At 37.8% G+C, this 23,577-nt stretch carries 22 protein-coding genes and 1 other annotated feature; of the genes, 19 read left to right on the top strand and 3 right to left on the bottom strand.

What is annotated here, in order from left to right:
* The first annotated feature begins 83 nt into the window (after positions 1 to 83).
* The 6 genes from nirJ1 to CACET_RS16350 all read left to right on the top strand — a co-directional run bounded on the left by nirJ1 (position 84) and on the right by CACET_RS16350 (position 6,290).
* On the top strand, positions 84 to 1,307 hold the full coding sequence (gene nirJ1 / locus CACET_RS16375) for a putative heme d1 biosynthesis radical SAM protein NirJ1 (RefSeq protein WP_479722637.1): 1,224 nt from the start codon (positions 84 to 86) through the stop codon (positions 1,305 to 1,307).
* A complete protein-coding gene (gene nirJ2 / locus CACET_RS16370) occupies positions 1,273 to 2,289 on the top strand; it encodes a putative heme d1 biosynthesis radical SAM protein NirJ2 (RefSeq protein ID WP_044824235.1) in 1,017 nt (338 codons plus the stop codon). The genes nirJ1 and nirJ2 overlap by 35 nt, the downstream gene beginning before the upstream one ends.
* A complete protein-coding gene (ahbA, locus tag CACET_RS16365; protein ID WP_044824234.1) occupies positions 2,273 to 2,719 on the top strand; it encodes a siroheme decarboxylase subunit alpha in 447 nt (148 codons plus the stop codon). Before nirJ2 ends, ahbA begins: the two co-directional genes overlap by 17 nt.
* Positions 2,720 to 2,735: 16 nt before the next feature.
* Complete coding sequence (gene ahbB, locus CACET_RS16360; protein WP_044824233.1) at positions 2,736 to 3,209, top strand: siroheme decarboxylase subunit beta; 474 nt, start codon at positions 2,736 to 2,738, stop codon at positions 3,207 to 3,209.
* A 222-nt stretch (positions 3,210 to 3,431) separates the two neighbouring features.
* Positions 3,432 to 4,679 (top strand): BaiN/RdsA family NAD(P)/FAD-dependent oxidoreductase, encoded by a 1,248-nt coding sequence (locus CACET_RS16355; RefSeq protein WP_044824232.1) that lies wholly within the window; start codon positions 3,432 to 3,434, stop codon positions 4,677 to 4,679.
* Positions 4,680 to 4,697: 18 nt separating this feature from the next.
* Entirely contained in the window at positions 4,698 to 6,290 is a 1,593-nt protein-coding gene (locus CACET_RS16350) for an NAD(P)/FAD-dependent oxidoreductase (protein WP_044824231.1), read from the top strand.
* Between the two features lie 143 nt (positions 6,291 to 6,433).
* Here the strand turns inward: CACET_RS16350 and CACET_RS16345 are convergent, their stop codons facing one another.
* Together CACET_RS16345 and CACET_RS16340 are read right to left on the bottom strand one after the other, a co-directional pair.
* Positions 6,434 to 6,997: a chromate transporter gene (locus CACET_RS16345; RefSeq protein ID WP_044824230.1), complete on the bottom strand. Its 564-nt coding sequence runs from the start codon at positions 6,995 to 6,997 to the stop codon at positions 6,434 to 6,436.
* Positions 6,994 to 7,539: a chromate transporter gene (locus tag CACET_RS16340; protein WP_044824229.1), complete on the bottom strand. Its 546-nt coding sequence runs from the start codon at positions 7,537 to 7,539 to the stop codon at positions 6,994 to 6,996. The genes CACET_RS16345 and CACET_RS16340 overlap by 4 nt, the downstream gene beginning before the upstream one ends.
* Positions 7,540 to 7,863: 324 nt before the next feature.
* Positions 7,864 to 8,068 (top strand) — a binding site (T-box leader).
* A gap of 59 nt (positions 8,069 to 8,127) precedes the next feature.
* Here CACET_RS16340 and serA point away from each other — a divergent pair.
* The 13 genes from serA to CACET_RS16285 all read left to right on the top strand — a co-directional run bounded on the left by serA (position 8,128) and on the right by CACET_RS16285 (position 22,550).
* Positions 8,128 to 9,711, top strand: a complete 1,584-nt coding sequence (serA, locus tag CACET_RS16335) for a phosphoglycerate dehydrogenase (protein WP_044824228.1) — start codon at positions 8,128 to 8,130, stop codon at positions 9,709 to 9,711.
* A 21-nt stretch (positions 9,712 to 9,732) separates the two neighbouring features.
* Positions 9,733 to 10,812, top strand: coding sequence for a tartrate dehydrogenase (locus CACET_RS16330; protein WP_044824227.1), 1,080 nt, complete (start codon positions 9,733 to 9,735; stop codon positions 10,810 to 10,812).
* Between the two features lie 230 nt (positions 10,813 to 11,042).
* Positions 11,043 to 11,225: a hypothetical protein gene (locus tag CACET_RS21005; RefSeq protein ID WP_242849918.1), complete on the top strand. Its 183-nt coding sequence runs from the start codon at positions 11,043 to 11,045 to the stop codon at positions 11,223 to 11,225.
* Entirely contained in the window at positions 11,213 to 11,854 is a 642-nt protein-coding gene (locus CACET_RS16325) for a sugar phosphate isomerase/epimerase family protein (protein WP_242849936.1), read from the top strand. The genes CACET_RS21005 and CACET_RS16325 overlap by 13 nt, the downstream gene beginning before the upstream one ends.
* A 104-nt stretch (positions 11,855 to 11,958) precedes the next feature.
* Positions 11,959 to 12,132: a hypothetical protein gene (locus tag CACET_RS20620; protein WP_158386117.1), complete on the top strand. Its 174-nt coding sequence runs from the start codon at positions 11,959 to 11,961 to the stop codon at positions 12,130 to 12,132.
* Positions 12,133 to 12,229: 97 nt separating this feature from the next.
* On the top strand, positions 12,230 to 13,534 hold the full coding sequence (locus CACET_RS16320) for a dihydroorotase (protein ID WP_044824226.1): 1,305 nt from the start codon (positions 12,230 to 12,232) through the stop codon (positions 13,532 to 13,534).
* Positions 13,531 to 14,457 (top strand): orotidine-5'-phosphate decarboxylase, encoded by a 927-nt coding sequence (gene pyrF, locus CACET_RS16315; RefSeq protein ID WP_044824225.1) that lies wholly within the window; start codon positions 13,531 to 13,533, stop codon positions 14,455 to 14,457. Before CACET_RS16320 ends, pyrF begins: the two co-directional genes overlap by 4 nt.
* Positions 14,458 to 14,596: 139 nt before the next feature.
* Positions 14,597 to 15,682: a carbamoyl phosphate synthase small subunit gene (locus CACET_RS16310; protein WP_044824224.1), complete on the top strand. Its 1,086-nt coding sequence runs from the start codon at positions 14,597 to 14,599 to the stop codon at positions 15,680 to 15,682.
* Positions 15,661 to 18,873 (top strand): carbamoyl-phosphate synthase large subunit, encoded by a 3,213-nt coding sequence (gene carB / locus CACET_RS16305; RefSeq protein WP_044824223.1) that lies wholly within the window; start codon positions 15,661 to 15,663, stop codon positions 18,871 to 18,873. Before CACET_RS16310 ends, carB begins: the two co-directional genes overlap by 22 nt.
* Positions 18,870 to 19,640, top strand: coding sequence for a dihydroorotate dehydrogenase electron transfer subunit (locus CACET_RS16300; protein WP_044824222.1), 771 nt, complete (start codon positions 18,870 to 18,872; stop codon positions 19,638 to 19,640). Before carB ends, CACET_RS16300 begins: the two co-directional genes overlap by 4 nt.
* Positions 19,637 to 20,557 carry a dihydroorotate dehydrogenase gene (locus CACET_RS16295; RefSeq protein WP_044824221.1) on the top strand — a complete coding sequence of 307 codons (921 nt, stop codon included), beginning with the start codon at positions 19,637 to 19,639 and terminating at the stop codon, positions 20,555 to 20,557. The genes CACET_RS16300 and CACET_RS16295 overlap by 4 nt, the downstream gene beginning before the upstream one ends.
* Positions 20,558 to 20,698: 141 nt before the next feature.
* Positions 20,699 to 21,277 (top strand): orotate phosphoribosyltransferase, encoded by a 579-nt coding sequence (gene pyrE, locus CACET_RS16290; RefSeq protein WP_044824220.1) that lies wholly within the window; start codon positions 20,699 to 20,701, stop codon positions 21,275 to 21,277.
* A gap of 364 nt (positions 21,278 to 21,641) precedes the next feature.
* Positions 21,642 to 22,550 carry a phosphatidylserine decarboxylase gene (locus CACET_RS16285; protein ID WP_144414796.1) on the top strand — a complete coding sequence of 303 codons (909 nt, stop codon included), beginning with the start codon at positions 21,642 to 21,644 and terminating at the stop codon, positions 22,548 to 22,550.
* Positions 22,551 to 22,675: 125 nt separating this feature from the next.
* Here CACET_RS16285 and CACET_RS16280 read toward each other — a convergent pair whose 3' ends face one another.
* Positions 22,676 to 23,251: a rubrerythrin family protein gene (locus tag CACET_RS16280; protein ID WP_044824218.1), complete on the bottom strand. Its 576-nt coding sequence runs from the start codon at positions 23,249 to 23,251 to the stop codon at positions 22,676 to 22,678.
* Positions 23,252 to 23,577 lie beyond the last annotated feature (326 nt).

The raw sequence follows: 23,577 nt of genomic DNA, 5'->3' as shown, positions 1-23,577 counted from the left end.
ATAATAGCGTAGATTCACCAAAATAGGGATAATATAATAAGTATAAAACGTATATTATAAAACATAGTTGTTTTAGGGAGAGGATGGATAGAATGATTAGCATTACGAAATTCTTAATAGGAACAGATAATTTTGGAGATTCCTTGAGATATAGGCATGGGGCACGAGCTACTGCTGATGGTACAAATGTAGGACATGGTCCAGTTGTTGCATGGAATATGACAAGGAGCTGCAACTTGAAATGTGTACATTGTTATATGGATTCAGATTGTAAAAAGTATGAAGGAGAATTAAATCATGAAGAAGGTATCAATTTTATTGATGATTTAGGAAAATTCAAGGTACCAGTACTGCTTTTTTCGGGGGGAGAACCCCTTATAAGAGAAGATTTTTTTAAGCTAGCAGAACATGCAGTGAAGAGAAATATTCGACCAACTGTTTCAACAAACGGCACCCTAATTACTAGAAAAGTAGCGGAGAAGTTAAAAAATATTGGTGTGGGATACGTAGGAATTAGTTTAGATGGGCTAAGGGAAACCAATGATCGCTTCAGAGGGGAAAAAGGTGCTTTTGATGCAGCTGTAAGGGGAATAGAAAATTGTGTTGCCGTAGGCCAAAGAGTAGGACTGCGTTTTACTATTAACCAGCACAATTTTAAAGAACTAGGGGATATTTTTAGATTGATCGAAGAATTGAAAATTGATAGGGCCTGTTTTTACCATTTGGTATATTGTGGTCGAGGAAATCAAATGCTCCAGGAGGACCTTTCCCATGAAGAATCTAGAAGGGCCTTAGATTTAATTATGGAAAAGACTTTAGATTTTCATGCTAGGGGATTAAATAAAGAGATTTTAACGGTGGATAATCATGCAGATGGTATTTATTTATACATGAAACTAAGGGAGAGGGACCCTAAAAGGGCTGAAGAAGTTTATGAACTGATGAAAATCAATGGAGGAAATCGATCTGGAATAGCCTTTGCAAATGTAGATAGTTTAGGCAATGTACACCCTGATCAATTTACTCAAAACCACACACTGGGAAATGTAAAGGAGAAGGCTTTTAGTGAAATATGGCGGGATACCACACATCCAATCTTAGCAGGACTAAAGGACAGAAAGCCATTATTAAAAGGACGGTGCAGTAGATGTAAGTGGTTGAATGTATGCAATGGCAACTTTAGGGCAAGAGCAGAAGCTGTAACAGGAGACTTCTGGGAGGCAGATCCTGCCTGCTATTTAACGGAAGAAGAAATAACAGGAGGTGTTGAAGATGATTATATCTTGGAATACAACCAATCAGTGTAATATGTACTGTAAGCATTGTTATAGAGATGCAGGAGCCAAGGCTGAGGAAGAGCTGAATACGGAGGAAGGAAAGGCACTTTTAGAAGAAATTGCCAAGGCAGGATTTAAAATCATGATATTCAGCGGTGGAGAGCCTTTTATGAGGAAGGATATTTTTGAGCTAGTAGCTCATGCTAAACAATTAGGCTTAAGACCGGTATTTGGCACAAATGGCAGCTTTATTACAGCAGATGTAGCAAAAAAACTTAAGGAAGTAGGAACGATGGGGGTTGGAATCAGCCTTGACAGTGTTGATGCCAAGAAACATGATAAACTTCGATGTTATGAAGGAGCATGGAAGGAAGCAGTGGAGGCAATGAAAAATTGTAAGGCAGTAGGGCTTCCTTTTCAAGTACATACAACGGTAATGGATTGGAATCAGGGGGAGTTAGAGGATTTGACGGATTTAGCAGTGGAATTAGGGGCTGTAGCCCATCATATTTTCTTTTTGGTCCCTACTGGTAGAGCTGTAACGATAGAAGAAGAATCCTTAAGGGCAGAGGAATATGAATCTGTTTTAACAAGGATTATGAAAAAGCAACAAGAAGTTTCCATAGAACTGAAACCTACCTGTGCACCACAGTTTATGAGGATTGCAAAGGAGATGGGCATGGACCTTCGGTTCCAGAGGGGATGTTTAGCGGGAACCTCCTACTGCATTATAGGACCTAAGGGAAGAGTACAGCCCTGTGCGTATTTAGATATGGAAATAGGCAATGTGAGAGAAACACCCTTTAGTGAAATTTGGAAGAACAGTGAAGTTTTTAATAAACTACGTACCCTTGATTATACTGGTGGTTGCGGTAGTTGTCGTTATAAAAAAAGCTGCGGTGGTTGCAGAGCTAGGGCTGCTTTTTATCACGAAGGAGACTATATGGCAGAGGAGCCGTGGTGCCTCTATCATGGCAGGAAAGGAGTGGAGACCTATGGATATGCTAGATAAAAAATTACTTACCCTACTTCAAAGTGATTTTCCCATTAGTCATAGACCTTATGCCGACTTAGGAGAGCAACTAGGGATTACAGAAGAAGAAGTAATAAAAAGGATAAGTGAACTAAAGGAAGAGGGTATCATTAGAAGGGTTGGCGGGGTCTTTGATTCTAGAAAGCTAGGATATTATAGCACATTATGTGCATTACAGGTACCAGAAGAACAGGTGCCTCAAGTGGCTGATGTTATCAATACCTTTCCAGAAGTCACCCATAATTACATAAGAAACCATGATTATAATATGTGGTTTACTTTGATTGGACCATCTAAAGAATATGTAGAGAAGCGAATAGAAGAAATTCAGCAGAAAACTAGAGCAGAAGAGATTATGAATCTTCCTGCTGTAAATTTTTTCAAGGTAAATGTAAAGTTTAATCTATAAGGGAGGAATATGTACAATGGAGCTTACAGAGTTAGATAAAAAAATCATTAGGTTGTTACAGGAAGAGATTCCTCTAGCCCCAGAACCTTATAAGGTAATAGCTGAAATTTTAGAAATAGAGGAAGCAGAGTTATTAAAGAAAATTCAAGAATATAGAGAAAAGGGGATTTTGAGGAGAGTAGGGGCAGTATTAAGACATAGAAAAGCTGGATTCACCGCAAATGCTATGGTAGTATGGGAGGTAGAACCCCATAGAACAAAAGAGGTAGGGGACAGGATGGCGACTTTTTCAGAGGTGACCCATTGTTATGAAAGACCTACTTATCACAATTGGCCTTATAATCTTTTTACAATGATCCATGGAACCAACCAAGAAGTCTGTTATGAGATCGCAGAAGAATTATCTCAAGCTGTTGATGTGAAAAATTATAAATTACTTTTCAGTAGTGAAGAACTTAAAAAAACCAGCATGAAATATTTTTGTGTTTAAAAAACTAAAGATAAAGAGCAAATCGTTTCAAAAACCTTAAAATTTGCAAACTTGTTAACGCTCAAACATGCAAATTTCTTAACGGATTTTTCATTTACAGTCGCTAAACGTTGTTACAATACTTTCAAATGCTTTCGCTTAATATATTTAATTTTCTTTGGAAATAGTAGAGAAATTGCACAGGTTAAGATACTTATTATTTTGTAGAGGGAGATACATAGGATGACAAAACAATTACATGTACTGGTGATTGGTGGCGGTGCAGCCGGGTTGACTGCTGCTATCGCTGCTGCTAGAAATGGTGCTAGCGTTACTATTTTAGAAAAAATGGATCGTGTAGGGAAGAAAATTTTAGCTACAGGAAATGGTAGATGTAACCTTACCAATATGAATATGGATTTGAAGTTTTTTCACGGAAAAAATGTAAGGTTTGCTCAAGGAATATTAAATAGTTTTGATGTAGAGCAGACGTTGAACTTCTTTGAATATCTTGGAATCGCTTCTAAGGTTGAGGAGGGGGGAAAGGTTTATCCTATGTCTGACCAAGCCTCCAGTATATTGGATGTATTGCGATATGAGCTTCAACAGTTAGGGGTAAAAGAATATTGTAATGCAGAGGTAATCAAAATACAAAAAAATCACAAGGGCTTCACGGTAGTACTAAAGGACAAGAGTACAGTGGAGGGAGACAAAGTAATTCTTGCAACAGGAGGCAAGGCTAGTCCTCAGCTGGGTTCCGATGGGGAAGGATATATACTGGCCAAGGAGTTAGGCCACCGCTTGATAGATGTCTTTCCAGCTCTGGTTCAGGTGAAATTAAAGGCTCCTTTTTTGAAGGCATTGAAGGGGGTAAAGTTTATAGGTGAAGCTTCTCTGGTGGTAGGAGAAAAAAAACTGCGAAAAGAGGCGGGAGAAATTTTATTTACCGACTATGGTATATCGGGTCCTCCTATTCTACAGCTGAGCCGCATAGGGGCAGAGGCTTTAAATAATAAAGAGAAAGTGTATATAACACTGGATATGTTCCCACATCTTCAACAGGAAGAAGTGATGGAGTTATTACAGATGCGTTTAGCCTATCAGTCAGAAAAAAGTCTAGATTTTAGTTTTATTGGTCTGCTGAATAAAAGGCTGATTCCTGTGGTATTGAGAGAGGTAGGCATGAAGGATCTACAAAAGAAATGCGGACAAGTTTCTCAGGGAGAAATGAAAAACATGGTGAAGATTTTTAAAGAGTGGAAAATCGAAGTGACGGATACACAGTCATGGAGGAATGCACAAACAACTGCTGGTGGCATAGATGTTAGCGAGATAGATGGAAAAACTATGCAGTCAAAGCTGGTGCCGGGAATATACTTTGCAGGAGAGCTTGTAGATATTGATGGAGATTGTGGAGGGTTTAACCTACAGTGGGCATGGTCTTCGGGATACATAGCAGGAGAATATGCGGCTTTAGATACAGTAGAGTAAGAAGGGAGCAAGGAAATCATGATTAGAGTACCAGATATAAAGCTGTCTATTGATGAAGATGCAAGCAGTATAAAAAGTGTTATTATGAAGAAGCTGCAAATAAATGAAACGGATTTAATCGGCTATCAGATATACAAGCGATCTATTGATGCCAGAAAAAGAGATAGAGTGGACTTTGTCTATACAGTAGATGTGGAAGTAGTCAATGAAGATAAGGTGTTAAAGAGAATAAAAGATAAAAAAATTGCTGTATCTCCAGATATGACCTATCGTTATGTAAAAAAAGGAGATGAAAAGCTGCAACATCCTCCCGTTGTTATTGGAACTGGGCCAGCAGGACTGTTTGCTGGATTAATTTTAGCACAGATGGGTTATACACCTATTTTGTTAGAGCGTGGTAAGGATGTAGATAAGAGAACAGAAGATATTCAGGCTTTTTGGACAAAGGGTGAATTAGATACAGAATCTAATGTGCAATTTGGAGAAGGTGGTGCAGGTACCTTTTCAGACGGGAAGCTGACCACTCAAATCAAGGATTTGAGATGTCGAAAGATATTAGAGGAGTTAGTGAAGGCTGGGGCTCCAGAGGAAATTATGTATGTAAGCAAGCCCCATATTGGAACAGATATCTTGAGAAATGTTGTAAAGAATATAAGAGAAGAAATCATTAAGCTTGGTGGAAGTGTACTGTTTGAGAAGAAGGTAACAGATTTTATAATAGAAGGTGGAAAAGTCAAAGGTGTGGTTGTTAATGGTCAAGAAGTGATTAAAACAGAGGCAGCGGTGCTAGCGGTAGGCCATAGTGCAAGGGATACCTTTGAAACCCTTTATAAACATAAGGTTCAGATTCATCAAAAACCCTTTTCTATAGGGGTAAGAATTGAACATCCTCAAAAACTCATTGATATTGCTCAATACGGTTCTTTTGCTGATCACCCTCACCTTGGGGCCGCCGACTATAAAATGGCCCATCATTGTGATAACCAACGCTCTGTTTATACTTTTTGTATGTGTCCAGGAGGTCAGGTGGTGGCCGCTGCTTCTGAAGAGGGAGGGGTTGTTACCAATGGTATGAGTGAGTATGCAAGGGATAAAGAAAATGCCAATAGTGCACTTTTAGTAGGTGTAGGCCCAGAAGATTTTGATAGTGAACATCCTTTGGCAGGTATGTACTTCCAAAGAAAGTGGGAGCAAAAAGCCTTTGAAGTAGGAGGGAGTAATTATTATGCTCCAGCACAGTTGGTAAAAGATTTTTTAAAGGATCAACCTTCAGAGCAATTGGGGAAAGTAAAACCATCATATAAACCAGGGATTGTGTTAACAGATTTAAGGAAATGTCTGCCTAGCTTTGTGGTGGAGACCATGAAGGAAGGAATCATAGCTCTTGATAAAAAACTACGTGGTTTTAACCTGGGGGATGCTGTTATGACAGCCATAGAAAGCAGAAGTTCTTCACCGATTCGGATAAAGCGTGATGAAGATTATCAGAGCAATATTCAAGGACTATACCCTTCAGGTGAAGGAGCAGGATATGCAGGAGGAATTATTTCGGCAGCGGTTGATGGGATAAGGACAGCAGAGGCCATTGCAGAGAGGTTTACTTTTATTTAATATGCATGATGCATAGCGCTAGTTTAACTTTATTATCTCTAAAATTCTCTCGAACTGTCATCCTTGAGGGTAGCGAAGGATCCTTGGGCTCCGCTTTGCTTCCCTCAGGATGACAAATTATGGTTTAAGTTAACGCTAATGAATTAATATTTAAATAAGATACCAATAATAGCTGAAGCGATGATATAGAGAATAGGATGTTTTTTGTATTTGTTTATAGCAAACAGCATGATTGCAAATAGTAGTATTGCTTTATAATCAAAGAGATATAAAATATTATGGGTACTTTTATAATGATGCATGTCAAATAAAGCAGTTCTTGCCACTTCGAATCCAGCAGCTCCAATGAGACCTACAACTGCTGGTCTAATACCTTTAAACCCAGACTGTACAATAGGATTTTCATTAAACTTCATGAAATAATGTACGATGAGGGAGATGATGATAATGGCAGGTGTAATAATTCCTAAAGTTGCAATGATTCCTCCCAGAATATTACCAGCTTTATAACCTACAAAGGTGGCGATATTAATACCTATCGGTCCTGGTGTCGACTCTGCTACTGCAATCATGTTAAGCAAATCATCAGAAGAAATCCAACCGTACTTATCCACCATCTGATAAAGAAAGGGTAAAGTAGCAAGCCCTCCACCTATAGAAAACATACCTATTTTAAAAAACTCTAAAAATAATTCAACATAAATCATGGAGAAGTCACCTCTTTTTTTGTTCTAAGAACACACCCTGATATAGCTGCGATAATTACAATAAAAATAGGGGAAAGTTTTATAAAGATAATCAGGAAAAAGGAAAGGGCGAATAAGCCTATACCAAACCAATTTTTTATGGATTGCTGCCACATTTTGATTACTGCCTGCACAATTAAGGCGACAACTACAACACGAATTCCTCCAAAGGCATGCTGAACAATTGCATAATCTTGAAAGCGTTGAAAAAACGTAGCGATGGTGGTGATGATAACGATAGAAGGAGAAACCATCCCAAGTGTGGCAATGATCCCCCCTAGGAGACCTTTTTGTCTATAGCCGATAAAGGTTGCTGTGTTAACAGCAATAATACCAGGTGTACACTGCCCAATAGCATAACAATCAATAATTTCTTCATCTGTAGCCCAATTTCTTTCCTCTACAATCTCTTTCTGTAAGATAGGAAGCATGGCATAGCCCCCTCCAAAGGTAAATGCTCCCATGCGGAAAAAAATCATGTAGAGTTGCCAAAGTTCTTTCATATCCTGCTGTCATCCCCTTAATATTTGAGTCTAAAGATGCCTATGATCTTCCGTATCATTATAGCATATATAGCATATAATTTTATAGATATGTTCCCCTAAGTTTTAATATATTAAGGGCTACATTTGCGGCCATAGTTTTGAGGGAAACCATAGATCGTGTATATTAAAACTCAACCTTAGAAGCACACATCTATATTTAGAGGAAATGTAGTAAAATTTAAAATAAACAAAAAAGTTCTAAGAATAAAAATAAAAAATTATTGACAAAAGTCTTTAATCATAGTAGGATAGACATTAATATTATATGAACTACATACTTATATAAATGCAATGAAAGAGAATAGTAAACAGACACAAGGTGATAGAGAGCCAATGGTTGGTGGAAATTGGTACTGGAAACTGTTGAATCCACTCTTAAGCAGACGGGGAATAAGAACCCGATCCGGTTGATACCGTTATCTAATAGAAGGTCATAGTCTATGACAAAACAAGGTGGCACCACGTGAGTATAGCTCTCGTCCTTGGCTTATTACGCCAAGTACGGGGGCTTTTATTATTATCATGAAAAATAAGGAGGAATTTCTTATGAATAAAATATTAGTGACAGAAAAGATTGCTGAAAAAGGGATCGAGGCACTTAAAGCATCAGGAATGCATGTAGATGTGGAATTAGGCATTGAAAGAGATAAATTATTAACTATTATAAAAAATTATGACGCTATTGTTGTTCGAAGTGTTACCAAAATTAATGAGGAGTTTTATCAACATGCTACAAATCTAAAGGTAGTAGGCAGGGCAGGTAATGGTGTAGATAATATTGATATGGAGGGGGCTACGAAAAGGGGTATCATCGTAGTAAATACGCCGGAAGCCAATACAGTATCTGCAGCAGAACATACTATAGGTCTTTTGATAGCATCTTGTAGAAATATACCACAAGCCAATACTTTTATTAAAAATAGAAATTGGGATCGAAGTGGTTTTAAGGGAGTAGAGTTGTTGGGAAAAACCTTAGGTGTGATAGGTTTAGGAAGAATAGGTTCTTTAGTAGCAACAAGGATGCAATCTTTTGGTATGAAGGTGATCGCTTATGATCCCTACATTACTGATGAACGATTTGAAAAGTTTGGGGTAGAGAAAAAAGAAAAGCTAGAGGATTTAGTAAAAGAAGCTGATTTTATCACAGTACATACGCCAAAAACTGAAGAAACGTTAGGAATGATTGGAGAAAAAGAGTTTAAAGCTGCTAAAAAAGGTGTACGGGTAGTAAACTGTGCTAGAGGTGGAATCATTAGCGAAGATGGTTTAGTGTGGGGAATTAAAGAAGGTATTGTAGCCAGTGCAGGTATAGACGTACTAGTAGATGAGCCAAATACCACATCACCTTTACTGGACTTGGATAATGTAATTATTACCCCTCACTTAGGAGCAGATACAGTGGAGGCACAAAACAATGTAGGAGTGACCATTGCTCATGAAGTAATAAGTGCATTGAAGGGAGAAATGGTACCAAATGCCGTGAATCTTCCTACTTTGCAGCATCAAGAACTAGAAGCATTAACGGCTTATCTGCAATTAGGAGAGGTTTTAGGAAAGTTATATCATCAATTGGAGAAGGATGCTATTGAAAGGATAGAGATTATTTATAGTGGTACAGTAGCTGAGATGGAAACAACAGCAGTAACTTTGGCAGTATTAAAGGGAATTTTTGAACCGATTCTAAAGGAAAGAGTAAACTATGTAAATGCCAGATTGATTGCACAAAATAGAGGCATTAGCGTTACAGAAAGCAAGAAAACAGTAAATGGTTCTCATATGAACTTGATTCGACTAAATATCGTATCTAAGGATAAGACTTTTACAACAGCAGGAACAGTATTTGCTAAAAGGGATTTAAGGATTGTAGATGTGAATGGTTTTGAGTTTGATGTAACCCCTACACCTTATATGTTGGTAGCAAATAATATGGACAAGCCCGGTATGATTGGGCAGATCGGAACCCTATTGGGAGCAAGCAAAGTAAATATCGCCACAATGCAGGTAAGCAGAAATTTTAAAGTACAACAGGCGATGATGTTCTTAACAGTTGATTCAGATGTGAAAAAAGAAACCTTAAACCTTATTGGCAATGTAGAAGGTATTTTAAAGATCAATTTCTTAAAATTGTAGAGTGAAGAGGGAGGACGTAGAATGAAGACACTTAAAATAGCCGTTATACCAGGGGATGGCATTGGTAACGAAGTTACAGCGGAGGGAGTAAAGGTTTTAGATGCCTTTGCTGCCATTAAAGGAAATATTCAGTTTGAATATACATACTTTCCGTGGGGATGCGAATATTATCTGAAAACAGGAAATATGATGGATGTAGATGGTATAGAAGTACTAAAGGGTTTTGACGCTATTCTTCTGGGGGCAGTGGGATATCCTTCAGTGGCAGATCATATCTCGCTTCATGGATTGCTACTGAAAATTCGCCAAGAGTTTAATCAATACATTAATTTAAGACCAATAAAGCTTTTACCGGGAGCACCTTGTCCTTTGAAGGATAAGGGTCCAGAGGATATTGATTTTGTTGTAATCCGAGAAAATGTTGAAGGTGAATACTCAGGTGTAGGTGGAATTCGTTTCCCAGACAGACCAGAGGAAACGGCTATACAAACAGCAGTATTTACTAGAAAAAATACTGAAAAAGTAATGGATTATGCTTTTAAAGTGGCTCAAAAACGAAATAAATTTAATAAAGTAACCAATGTTACTAAATCTAATGCTCTAAATTATAGTATGGTTTTCTGGGATAAAATCTTTAAAGAAATCGCTGCAAATTATCCAGAAATCGCAACAGAAACCAATCATGTAGATGCTGTATCCATGTACTTCCTTCAAAGACCAGAAAGCTTTGATGTACTGGTGGCTTCTAATTTGTTTGGAGATATCATTACCGACTTAGGGGCAGCACTACAGGGGGGACTAGGTTTTGCCGCCAGTGCCAATCTAAACTTAGAAAAAGAATTCCCTTCAATGTTTGAACCAGTACATGGATCAGCTCCTGATATAAAAGATAAGGGAATGGCGAATCCTATTGCGATGGTTTGGACAGTGAAAATGATGCTGGACTTCCTACTGGAGGATGAAGATACAGAAGCAATCATTGAAGCGATTACACAGGTGCTTTTGGAGGGAAAAAGTCTTACTCCTGACTTAAAGGGAAGTGCGAAAACCCATGAAGTAGGGGATGCTATCTGTGAAAAATTAAAGGGTTTATTAAGTTAAAAATAATTATAGCTTAACAAAATATACCCTTTTGGGGGCTATATATTTTGTTAAGCTTTTTAGTTGCTTATTTATAAAATAGTATCATAAACGTTAACTTAATACAATTATTTCCAAAATTTTGTCGAATTGTCTTCCTGAGCGTAGCGAAGGATCTTGGAATAAGGATGACAAATTATGGTTTAGGTTAACGCTAATGAAAATAGTATATTATTAGGAGTGATGGATGGGTGAAGGGTGAAAATATATTAAGTAGAATAGGTTATGCCGCAACTTTAGGAGAAGAAAGTATTTTTACAGCCATAGAATTTGCTAAAAACAATGAGTTCTCTGCTATAGAGATCAACTTAAATGTCCCTGCTTTTTTCCAGAGAAGTATGATCAGCAGCAAAGAGGGGAAATTAAGAAAATAGTAGAGAAAGAAGGAATTACCTTGAGCTTTCATGCTCCAGAGGACATTCCTCTGTACCATCTCCATTCTGTAGTTCGAAAAGCAGGATTAGCGCGATTAAAGGAATGTATTGATTTTGCTGCAGAAATAGGAGGTAGAAAAATCACCTTCCACTGCGGAGACTCTGTATGCTTTACTCAGACAGATAAAAAGATCTATCTACAGCATATCTTTGCAGATGATTTTGCAGAGCTGTTAAAGGAAAGTCTTATAGAACTGAGAGATTATGCCATCGGCAAAATTATGCCCTGTGTTGAAAATGTAGGAAAATTTAATGATATGGTAAAGAGTGTATTAGAGGAACTACTGCCTCAAGGAAATCTCTACCTTACATGGGATATAGGTCATTCTTATGGGCAACAAGAGAATGAAGCCTTTTTCTTGAAAAATTTAAGCTATATAGGAAACTGTCATATTCATGATCATAACGGCACACAGGATCATCAAGTGATCGGGGAAGGCAAGATACATTTTCCGTATTATTTTAATTTGTTAAAAGACATTGATACATCTTTTATTTTAGAAGTTCGACCAGTGATGAAAGCCTTGATTTCAAGAAATAATTTGAAGGAAATATTAAAAGAATACTAAATTTTTACATTGACAGTCAGATAAGGATATGATAACATACATTAAAATGCAAGGTAATAGAAACCTTTAAATTGGTCCTGTGAGACCAGAAAGGATGAGTAAAAATGACTTATACATTTGGACTTTTTTGTGATGCAGTATTACAGGAAGCTAAAAAATTAGACAGTACCACTAGGAAAAAAGCACAAAACAAACCATTTTGTGTTGCTGTTGCTATTTCTTATTTTTATATATGCTTAAGTAAATTAAGGGCAATAAAAAGATTATTGGTAAGATAATAATCTCTTTATTGTCCTTTTTGTTGTGCACTTGCCTTTTTATTTAGAATTCTGGTTAAGATAAATAAAAGTAAGAAAAACCAAAGGAGTGTTTAAAATGAGTTTACTGATAAAAAATGGTAGGGTGATAGATCCAATAGCAAATATTGATGAAGTGAAGGATGTACTTATAAAGGACCACAAGATTGCTGCTGTCGCAAAAAACATAGAGGTGACAGCGCAGAAGATAGTTGATGCTAAAGGTTGCTGGGTAGTGCCGGGTCTGATTGATGTACATGTACATTTAAGAGAACCTGGATTTGAGTATAAAGAAACCATAGAAACAGGGAGCAAAAGTGCAGCGACTGGGGGATTTACCACCATATGCTGTATGCCTAATACAAACCCTGTGATAGATAGCATTGAGATTGTAGATTTTATCTTTGATAAGGCTTCTAAAGAGGCTGTGGTGAAGGTGCTTCCTATAGGGACCATAACAAAAGGACAGTTAGGGGAAGAATTAGCAGAGATAAAAGAAATGGTGCAAAAAGGAATATGCGGCATTAGTGAAGATGGTAAGACGGTGATGAATCCCCTCCTTATGGGGGAAGCATTAAAATTGGCGGCAGAATTAAATATACCAGTGTTTTCTCATTGTGAGGATCATGCTCTTGCAGGTCAAGGGGCGATGAATGAGGGAAAGCGCTCTAGGGAGTTGGGGATTCAAGGAATACCTGGTGCTTCTGAAGAAGTAATTGCTGCCAGAGATATTGCACTGGCAAAAGATAGAGGTGCCAAACTTCATCTTTGCCATATTAGTACAAAAGGAACAGTAGAAATCCTTAAAAAAGGAAAGGAGGAAGGGGTGTTTGTGACAGCAGAGGTATGTCCCCACCACTTTGCTCTGACAGAAGAAGTAGTGACAGCAGAGGATACCAATACCAAGATGAACCCCCCATTAAGAAGCCAAGAGGATGTAGAGGCCATCAAAGAAGCATTAAGAAATGGAACCATAGATATGATTGCTACGGACCATGCACCCCACCACGAAAAAGATAAAAATACTTCTTATGAGAAGGCGGCCTTTGGAATTGTGGGGCTTGAAACTGCTGTGGCTTTAACTATAACAGAGTTAGTAGAGGAAGGAATTTTAACACCAATGCAGATGATTGAATTGATGAGCAGTAATCCTGCAAAATTATTGGGAATAGACAGAGGAACTTTAGGTATTGGAAAAATGGCAGACATCACCATCATAGATCCTGAGGAGCTCTATAGCATAGATAAAAACCAGTTTGTTTCAAAGGCAAAGAATACACCGTTTCATGGGAAAAAGGTAAAAGGAAAAGTAAAGTATACGATTGTAGAAGGAAATATCGTTGTGGAAAATGGTAGTTTAATAGAAGGAGGCCAAAAAATATGATCGATCGATTAATAGCAAAAATTGAAAAAACACAAAACCCTACAGTAGTAGGATTAGACCCTAGATTAAGTTTTGTACCTCAATATATCAAGGAAGAAGCCTATCGTAATTATGGAAAAACCCCTAAGGCAGCAGCAAAAGCTTTTCTAGAATTCAATAAAAAGATTATTGATGGAATTCATGATATTGTACCAGCGGTAAAGCCTCAGGTTGCCATGTATGAACAATATGGAGCAGAAGGCATGCAGGCTTATATAGATACCCTTCAGTACGCAAAAGAAAAGGGCTTGATGGTGATAGGCGATATTAAAAGAAGTGATATCACTTCAACGGCTGAAGCCTACGCAGATGGACACATAGGAAAAGTGAAGGTGGAGGAAGAAAGCTATACCGTTTATCAACAAGACTGCATCACCTTAAATCCTTATCTTGGTTCTGATTCCATCGATCCTTATATGGAACACTGTAAAAATTATGATAAAGGTCTGTTTATTCTAGTAAAGACCTCCAACCCAAATAGTGGAGAAATACAAGACCTAGATGTAGGTGGAGAAAAACTTTATGAAAGGGTAGGGAAAATGGTAGACCAATGGGGGCAATCTCTGATAGGAAAAAGAGGCTATAGTGCCATAGGGGCAGTAGTAGGAGCTACCCATCCGCAGCAGGCAGAAAAGCTTCGAGGTATCATGCCTAAGACTTATTTCTTGGTGCCGGGATATGGTGCACAGGGAGCCACTGCTAAAGACTTAAAAGGATATTTTAATCAAGATGGATTAGGGGCAATCATCAATTCCTCCAGAGGAATCATCGCAGCCCACCAAAAACAACCTTATCAGTCAAAGTTTACTGAAAAAGAATTTTACCTAGCAGCAAGAGAAGCTGCATTAGATATGAAGGAAGACTTACAGCAGATTTTCAGATAAATGAACTCCTCAAGCTAAAGCTGAAGATCGGGGAATCAGATGGAGACGCTATACCACCTGATTCAAAGCCCACTTATAGAATTGGGGGCTTAACCCAGTAAAGTATTTGATAATAAGATTAAAAAAAGGGGCGAAGTATATGAAGGCAAAATTGATTTTAGAAAATGGCACTGTTTTTGAAGGGAAAGCCTTTGGATATATAAAAGAAGCTGTAGGAGAAGTAGTTTTCAATACAGGTATGACAGGATATCAGGAAATCCTTACAGATCCTTCTTACTTTGGGCAAATGGTAGTCATGACTTACCCGCTTATTGGAAACTACGGTATTAACCTAGAGGACGTAGAATCCTCTTCTCCAAAAGTAAAGGGATTTATTGTGAGGGAAAGAGCCACTGTGCCTAGCAACTGGCGTTGTGAAATGGATTTAGATGGTTATTTAAAAGAAGCAAAGGTCATGGGACTGGAAGGAATAGATACAAGAGCTTTAACAAAAATTCTTAGAAATTATGGAACCATGAAGGGTATAATAACCACTGAAGACTTAAAGGAAGAAATGATCCATGAGAAATTAGAGGCATTTCACAATGATGATGCAGTACAGCAGGTGACAACAGAGGAGATCCGTACCATAGAAGGTACAGGGAAGCATATTGCTATGATGGATTTTGGCATTAAGGAAAATATCATAAGATCTTTTAAGAAAAGAAACTGTAAAATGACAATTTTTCCAGCCGCAGCAACAGCAGAAGAAATTTTAAAGATCAATCCAGATGGCATCTTCTTATCCAATGGTCCTGGGGACCCCAAGGCTCTGACAGGCACCATTGAGACCATAAAAAAACTCATAGGGAAAAAACCTATCGTTGGAATTTGTTTAGGGCATCAGCTTTTGGCACTGAGCTTGGGAGGAGATACAGAAAAACTCAAGTTTGGTCACCGTGGCTGTAATCATCCTGTGAAGGATATTATGAACAACAAGGTTTATATCACTTCACAAAATCATGGTTATGTGGTCAAGAAGGAAAACCAACCAAAAGATATCATCGTTACCCATATCAATTTAAATGATAATACCATAGAAGGAATGCAGCATAAACATCTACCTATATTCAGCGTACAGTTTCACCCTGAAGCATCTCCAGGACCACAGGACACAGCATATATATTTGATAAATTTATGGAAGTTTTAGAGGGGGAATACAAATGCCAAGAGACTATAGCATAAAGAAAGTATTAGTAATCGGATCAGGTCCTATCATTATAGGTCAAGCAGCAGAGTTTGACTATGCAGGCACTCAGGCCTGTGGTGCGTTAAAAGAAGAAGGAATAGAAGTTGTACTGATCAACAGCAATCCTGCCACCATCATGACAGATAGAGAAGTAGCAGATAAAATCTATATAGAACCACTGACCCTTGACTTTGTAGAAAAAGTAATTGCCAAGGAAAAACCTGATAGTCTGTTGGTAGGCATGGGGGGACAAACAGGACTAAATCTTGCAGTAGAACTTTATGATCAAGGCATATTAGAAAAATATAATGTAAATATCATAGGTACCCCTATTGAATCCATCAAAAAGGGAGAAGATAGAGAAATCTTTAAAGCGTTGATGGAGGAAATCAAGCAGCCGGTAGTAGAAAGTGAAATCATCACAACCCTAGAAGGCGGGCTTGAATTTGCCAATAAAGTTGGCTACCCTGTGATTGTAAGACCAGCCTATACCCTTGGTGGTACTGGCGGTGGTATAGCCGACAATGAGGTAGAACTGAAGGAAATTTTAACTTCAGGTTTACAGATGAGTAGAGTTGGACAGGTACTATTGGAGAAAAGTATCAAGGGTTGGAAGGAAATTGAATACGAGGTAATGCGGGATAAAAACGGCAATTGCATCACTGTATGTAATATGGAAAATATTGACCCAGTGGGGATTCATACCGGTGATAGTATTGTCGTGGCTCCCTCTCAAACCCTTTCTGATAAGGAATATCAAATGTTAAGAACTGCATCCATCGATATTATCAATGCCATTGAAATAGAAGGGGGATGTAATGTACAATTTGCTTTAGATCCTAAGAGTTTTGAGTACGCAGTCATAGAAATCAATCCTAGGGTAAGTCGTTCTTCAGCTCTAGCTTCTAAGGTAACTGGCTATCCTATAGCTAGGGTAGCTGCTAAAATTGCTCTTGGTTATGGCTTAGATGAGATAAAAAATGCAGTAACAGAAAAAACCTATGCTTGTTTTGAACCAACGCTGGACTATGTTGTTGTAAAAATCCCTAAATGGCCATTTGATAAATTCCACAGTGCCAATAGAACCTTAGGAACAAAAATGATGGCAACAGGGGAAATTATGGCTATCGGCAACACCTTTGAGGCGGCACTGTTAAAGGGGATACGTTCCTTGGAAATAGGGCAGTATACCCTAGAGAGGAAATCCTCTAAAGAAAAGACCATCGAAGAATTAAAGAAAAGTGTTGTGACACCTAATGATGAAAGAATCTTCGATATAGCAGAAATGCTGAGGAGAAATTATAGAGCAGAAAAAGTATGTGAGATCACCGGCATAGACAGATTCTTTATGGAAAAAATAATGGGGATCGTAGTAGAAGAAAAGAAACTAAAGGAAGTAGATCTTGAAGATATAACAGAAGCTTGGATGAAGGTATTAAAACGAAAAGGATTCTCAGATAAAGGAATTGGGGACTTAGTAAGCTGTAATCCTCAAGAGGTCTATCGCAGAAGATGCAAGTGGAACATGAAGCCAGTTTATAAGATGGTAGATACCTGTGGAGGAGAGTTTGAAGCAGTATCCCCTTACTATTATTCCACCTATGATGAAATCGATGAAGTAGAGACAAGTGATAGGAAAAAAGTAATGGTGATTGGTTCTGGGCCCATAAGAATAGGACAGGGTATAGAATTTGACTACTGTTCTGTCCACAGTATTTTAGCCTTAAGGGAGGCTGGCATAGAGACCATTATTGTAAACAACAATCCTGAAACCGTAAGTACTGACTTCAATATCTCGGACAAACTATATTTTGAGCCTTTGACAGAAGAAGATGTACTAAACATTGTCGAAAAAGAAAAACCAGAGGGTGTGATACTACAATTTGGTGGACAAACCGCTATCAAATTAGCAAAATTCCTTAGAGAGATGAACATACCTATCTTAGGTACAAAACCAGAAGAGATTGACACAGCAGAAGATCGGGAAAAATTCGATGATTTAATGGAAAGATTAAATATACCTAGACCACAGGGTAAGACAGTAACATCGGTAGAACAAGGGATCAAAGAAGCCGAAAAGGTAGGCTACCCTGTGTTGGTGCGACCTTCCTATGTATTAGGAGGTCAGGGGATGGAAATTACCTATGAAGAAGAAGAATTAAAAAGATACTTAAAGGAAGCTTTTATTCGAGACACTAAAAACCCCGTTCTCATCGACCGTTATTTAATAGGAAGAGAAATAGAGGTAGATGCTATATGTGATGGGGAAGAAATATTGATTCCTGGCATTATGGAACATCTGGAAAGGGCTGGCGTACATTCAGGAGACAGTATATCCATCTATCCTAGCCAAAACGTCTCTCAAGAAATCAAAAACAAAATTTTAGATTACACAAAATCCATTGCCATAGCTTTAAAGGTAAAGGGAATGATCAATATACAGTTTGTAGAGTTTCAGAAGGAAGTCTATGTCATCGAAGTAAATCCACGCTCCAGTAGAACAGTACCTTTTATTAGCAAAGTAACAGGGGTACCGATGATTGCTCTTGCCACTAAGGCGATGCTGGGAGAAAAACTGGAGGAACTTGGTTATGGCACCGGGGTTTATCCAGAGGCAGAATTAGTAGCCGTAAAGGTACCCGTGTTTTCTACAGAAAAACTACCGCTAGTGGAGATGAGTCTGGGGCCGGAAATGAAATCTACAGGAGAAGTTTTAGGAATAGGAAAGACATTGACAGAGGCACTATATAAAGGTTTTATAGCAGCAGGTATAAAAATGCCGAAAAAAGAAGGAAAAATTTTAGTCACCTTGAAGGATTATGACAAAGAAGAATTTGTTGAATTAGGAAGACGCTTTGCTGAAGAAGGTTATGCCTTCATGGCAACAGAAGGGACGAAAAACTTCTTAGAAAAACATCAAATTCCTACCACTGAAGTTAAAAAAATCAGTGAAGGGGTACCCAATATATTAGATGCCATTCGAAGTGGCATGGTAGAATTGGTAATCAATACACCTACAAGAGGACATGATGCAAAAAGAGACGGGTTTAGAATTCGAAGAACCGCTTTAGAGACTTCTGTGAATGTATTGACATCTTTAGATACAGTAAAGGCCATGTTAGAGATCATGGAAAGCAATATTACCATAGAAGAAGTTGATATTGTAGATTTAGGAGGAATTGCATGAAAACTATAGGAAAGGTAAAAATCTTAAGCAATAGAGAGATTGTTCCTCAAATTTATGAAATGATATTATTGTCGAAAGAATTAACGATAGAGGGTTTTCCCGGGAAATTTGTAAATCTGTATTGTGAAGATGGACGACATTTATTGCCAAGACCTATTAGTATTTGCGAAATAAATCGAGAAGAAGCCACGACAAGATTGATTTACGCTGTTGTAGGAGAAGGTACGAAAAAACTATCAAAAATGCAGGCAAATGACGAAGTAAAAGTCTTAGGTCCCTTGGGAAATGGATTTACAATAGACGGAAAGACAAGAGAAAATATTGTCATAGGGGGAGGTATTGGAGCCCCGCCATTGGTGGAGTTGGTAAAACATTTAAAGGGAAATACCAGCGTGTATTTAGGGTTTCGATGCAATCCAATTTTAGTAGAGGACTTTGAGAATCTTGGAGCTAAGGTTTATGTAGCTACAGAAGATGGTTCCCATGGTCATAAGGGTAATGTATTGCAGTTATTGGAAAAAGATGATCTAAAGGCAGATATGATCTATAGCTGTGGTCCTAAGCCTATGTTAAAGGCAGTGGCTCAGTGGGCGAAGGAAAAACAGATCCCTGCGGAGTTGTCTCTAGAGGAGCGTATGGCCTGTGGCATAGGGGCTTGTTTGGTATGTACCTGCAAGGCAGCAAAGAAAGAAGCAAATGATTGGGAAAACACAAGGGTATGCAAAGATGGTCCAGTTTTCTTAAGGGATGAGGTGATTTGGGAATGATGAAACCTAATTTAAAAATAAACATAGCAGGTATAGAACTTAAGAACCCTGTGATGACAGCCTCTGGCACCTTTGGCAGCGGTAGAGAATATGGAGAATTTGTAGATTTAAATAAACTAGGAGCTGTGGTGGTAAAGGGAGTTTCTAGTACAGCATGGAAGGGAAATCCTACCCCTAGAGTGGCGGAAACCTACGGGGGGATGTTAAATAGTGTCGGTTTGCAGAATCCCGGTGTAGAGGAATTTATAGAAAAAGATATTCCTTTTCTAAGGAAATATGATACAAAGATTATCGTAAATATCGCTGGTAAGACAGTGGAGGAATATTGTGCAGTAGCAGAAAGACTAGCCTCAGAAGATGTCGATATGCTGGAACTTAATATCTCTTGTCCAAATGTGAAGGAGGGTGGTGTATGCTTCGGTACAGACCCACAAATGGCGGAGTATGTTACAAAAGAAGTGAAAAAATATACCAAACAACCTCTTATTGTAAAGTTAACACCTAATGTAACAGATGTCACAGAAATAGCCAGAGCCGCTGTAGCTGGAGGAGCAGATGCTTTATCTCTAATCAACACCTTGACGGGAATGGCAATAGATATCCATAAAAGAAAGCCAATCTTAGCCAATGTAGTAGGAGGTCTTTCAGGACCAGCCATCAAACCAGTGGCGGTGAGAATGGTGTATCAAGTGGCACAGGCTGTAGATATTCCTATTATAGGCATGGGAGGCATTATGACAGGGGAAGATGCAGTGGAGTTTCTATTGGCAGGGGCTACAGGGGTGGCGATAGGAACGGCGAATTTCACCAATCCAATGGCTACTATAGATGTATTAGAGGGGATAGAGGCTTACTTAGAACAGTATGGATTTGAAAGTATTGAAGAAATAAGAGGAAAGTTAAATGTGGGAATTTAATGTTATTGGTTCACAATTGATATTTTATGTGAAATACACACAGGCGGTCGAAGACCGCCCCTACATTGGATGACTGCAACATTGTAGGGGCGACCTGTGGTCGCCTTAATATAGAACTAAATATGAATAGGAGGATTTAAAATGTTAACAAAGGAAAGAGTTATAGAAATCTTAGAAAAATCAGAGGTGTTATTACAAGGACACTTTTTACTAACCTCAGGACGACACAGTAACCAATATATGCAATGTGCGAAAATATTACAGTATCCAGAATATACAGCGGAAATAGCAAAGGGTTTAGCAGAAGAATTTCAAGAGGATCAAATAGACATCGTTATAGGACCAGCAATGGGGGGAATTATCTTTTCTTATGAATTGGCGAGACAGCTAAAAGCCAAAAACCTTTTTGCAGAAAGGGAAAACGGCAAAATGACCTTGCGCAGAGGATTTAGTATTCCGAAGGGTGCCAGGGTTTTAGTAGCGGAGGATGTTATTACTACAGGGGGATCTGTTAGAGAAGTGATAGACATCGTAAAAGAACAAGAAGGAGAAGTAGTAGGTGTGGCGGTTTTAGTAGATAGAAGTAATGGAACCATTGATTTTGATACAAAGCTAAGAGCGGCATTATCTACAGAAGTAATTTCTTATGACCCTGATGAATGTGCTATTTGTAAAGAAGGAAAACTTCCCTTAGTAAAGCCAGGTAGTAGAAAATTATAAACTTGAGTTGTGCAATTATTTAATACAGTAGGGAAAATTAAATATATACGTTCATTTAGTTTCAAGTATTGACAACGCTAAAGCTCCTTCCAATGAAAAATCCTAAAATTTGCAACTTGGCTAACGCTCAAACATGCAAATTTTTTAACGGATTTTTCATTTCCAGTCACTAAGCGTTGTTACAATACTTTCAAATGCTTTCCCTTAATATATTTAATTTTCCCTGGATATAGCCTGAGAAATTGCACAAGTCAAGTTATAAATATATTTAGTGATGAAGCAGCATATATTTTAAATATTGAATCATTTTAAAGACCCCTATTAAGAAAAGAAATTTGTTGATATAATAATATGAAAAATTATTATGAAGGATGATAAAATAGTGATTTATTATATAGATAGAAAAACAGGGGCAAAGAAAGAAGAAATAGTAGCAGGGGGACGCTACTTAAGATGGATGCATGAAACAAAAATAGGTAGTAGTATGTTGGAGATACTGATAAAGAAAAAATTCCTTTCTGTTATTTATGGGAAAATACAGGATTTACCTATAAGCAGAAGGAAAATTCCTTCCTTTATAAAGGAATTGGATATTGATATGCGGGAAGCAGAAAATGAAGATCCATCCTCCTATAAAAACTTCAACGAGTTTTTTATAAGAAGATTAAAAAAAGAAGTAAGACCTATATGTATGGATGAAAAAGTATTTGCTTCTCCTGTAGATGGTAGAGTGATGGCTTATGAAAACATCCATGCGAAGAACGTATTACAAATAAAAGGACAGGAGTATTGTCTTGAGGAACTTTTGGGAAATAAAGGATTAGCAGAGGAGTATCAAGACGGAGCCTGTATTACCGTCAGGCTAAGCCCAGCTGACTATCACCGTTTTCATTTCCCTGACGAGGGTGTACCTGAACCTTCTACAAAAATTGCTGGTGGGTACTATTCAGTGAATCCCATAGCTTTAAGGAAAATCACTTCTTTATACTGTCAAAACAAAAGGGAATTTACCGTTTTTGATTCTTATAATTTTGGAAAGGTTTTGATGGTGGAGGTGGGTGCCACCTTTGTAGGCTCCATTATTCAAACCTTTCATCCAAATCAGGCTGTAAAAAAAGGAGATGAAAAAGGATACTTTAAATTTGGCGGTTCTACTGTTATTCTCTTCTTACAACCTAATAGAATAAAAATCGATAGGGATCTTATTGAAAATACACAACAAGGCATTGAAACAAAAGTATATGTGGGAGAAAAAATAGGTATAAAAAGATAGGGTATCGTAAAGTTAAAGACATAAAAAAGGTTGAGGAAGTGTTCATTTTCCTCAACCTTTTTAAGTTATACTAAGTAACTAATGCAAGACTATGGGTTTTAAGTATTTTTATATACTTGTAGCAATTAGCAGCAAGCGCAGTTGTGACCTTCAGTACTAAAAGTTGTAAACTTATCAGTTTTTACTTTGCATACTGGGCAGTCGCTTTCTAACTCACCAGTTAAAGTATAGCCACAAACATCACAGACATGAACAGCATTTTCAGCAAAATCTTTGCCAGTATCTACAGCAGCTTTAGCAGTTGTAAATAAAGCAGCATGGGTTTTTTCTGCTTCTATAGCAAATTTGAAGGATCTTACGCTGCCTTTTTCACCTTGTAATTCAGCTACAGCAATAAAAGCAGGATACATTTGTCCTACCTCATGATTTTCACCATCGATAGCTCCTTGAAGATTTTCAGAAGTATTGGTCATACCAAAGCCTGCACCAGCAGTAACAGTAGCATCGCCCACTTCATTTTTTAACTCTCTAAAATGACTTGCTGCATGTACTTGCTCTGCATAAGCTACTGCAGTAAAAAGATTTGCAACATTTGGAAAACCTTCTTTTTTCGCTGCTGCACCCCATTGTAAATATCTCATATGAGCCATACTTTCTCCACCAAAAGCAGATTTTAAATTTGTTGCTGTCATTTCATTCATTATTATCTCCTCCTATAATTCTTATAAGTTATTTTATATATTTGCAGGTTTAAGAATAATCCCATACATTTTTTTACCCTGCAAACTATATTTTAAACAAATAAAATATAAAAGTATAGTATAATTTTTATTTTATTAGCGTTAATTTAAGCTGTAATTTGTCATTCTTCGTTACTCCAAGATCCTTCGCTATGCTCAGGATGACAGTTGGAGAAAAATTTGGTAATACAGGATGACAGTTGAAGGAAAATTTGGTAATACAGGATGACAGTTGAAGGAAAAATTGGTAATAATTGCATTAAGTTGGTGCCTATAATTTTTATTTT

Source organism: Clostridium aceticum (genome assembly GCF_001042715.1).
Classification (GTDB): Bacteria; Bacillota; Clostridia; order Peptostreptococcales; family Natronincolaceae; genus Andreesenella; species Andreesenella acetica.
This window is presented reverse-complemented; position numbering and strand designations above follow the sequence as displayed.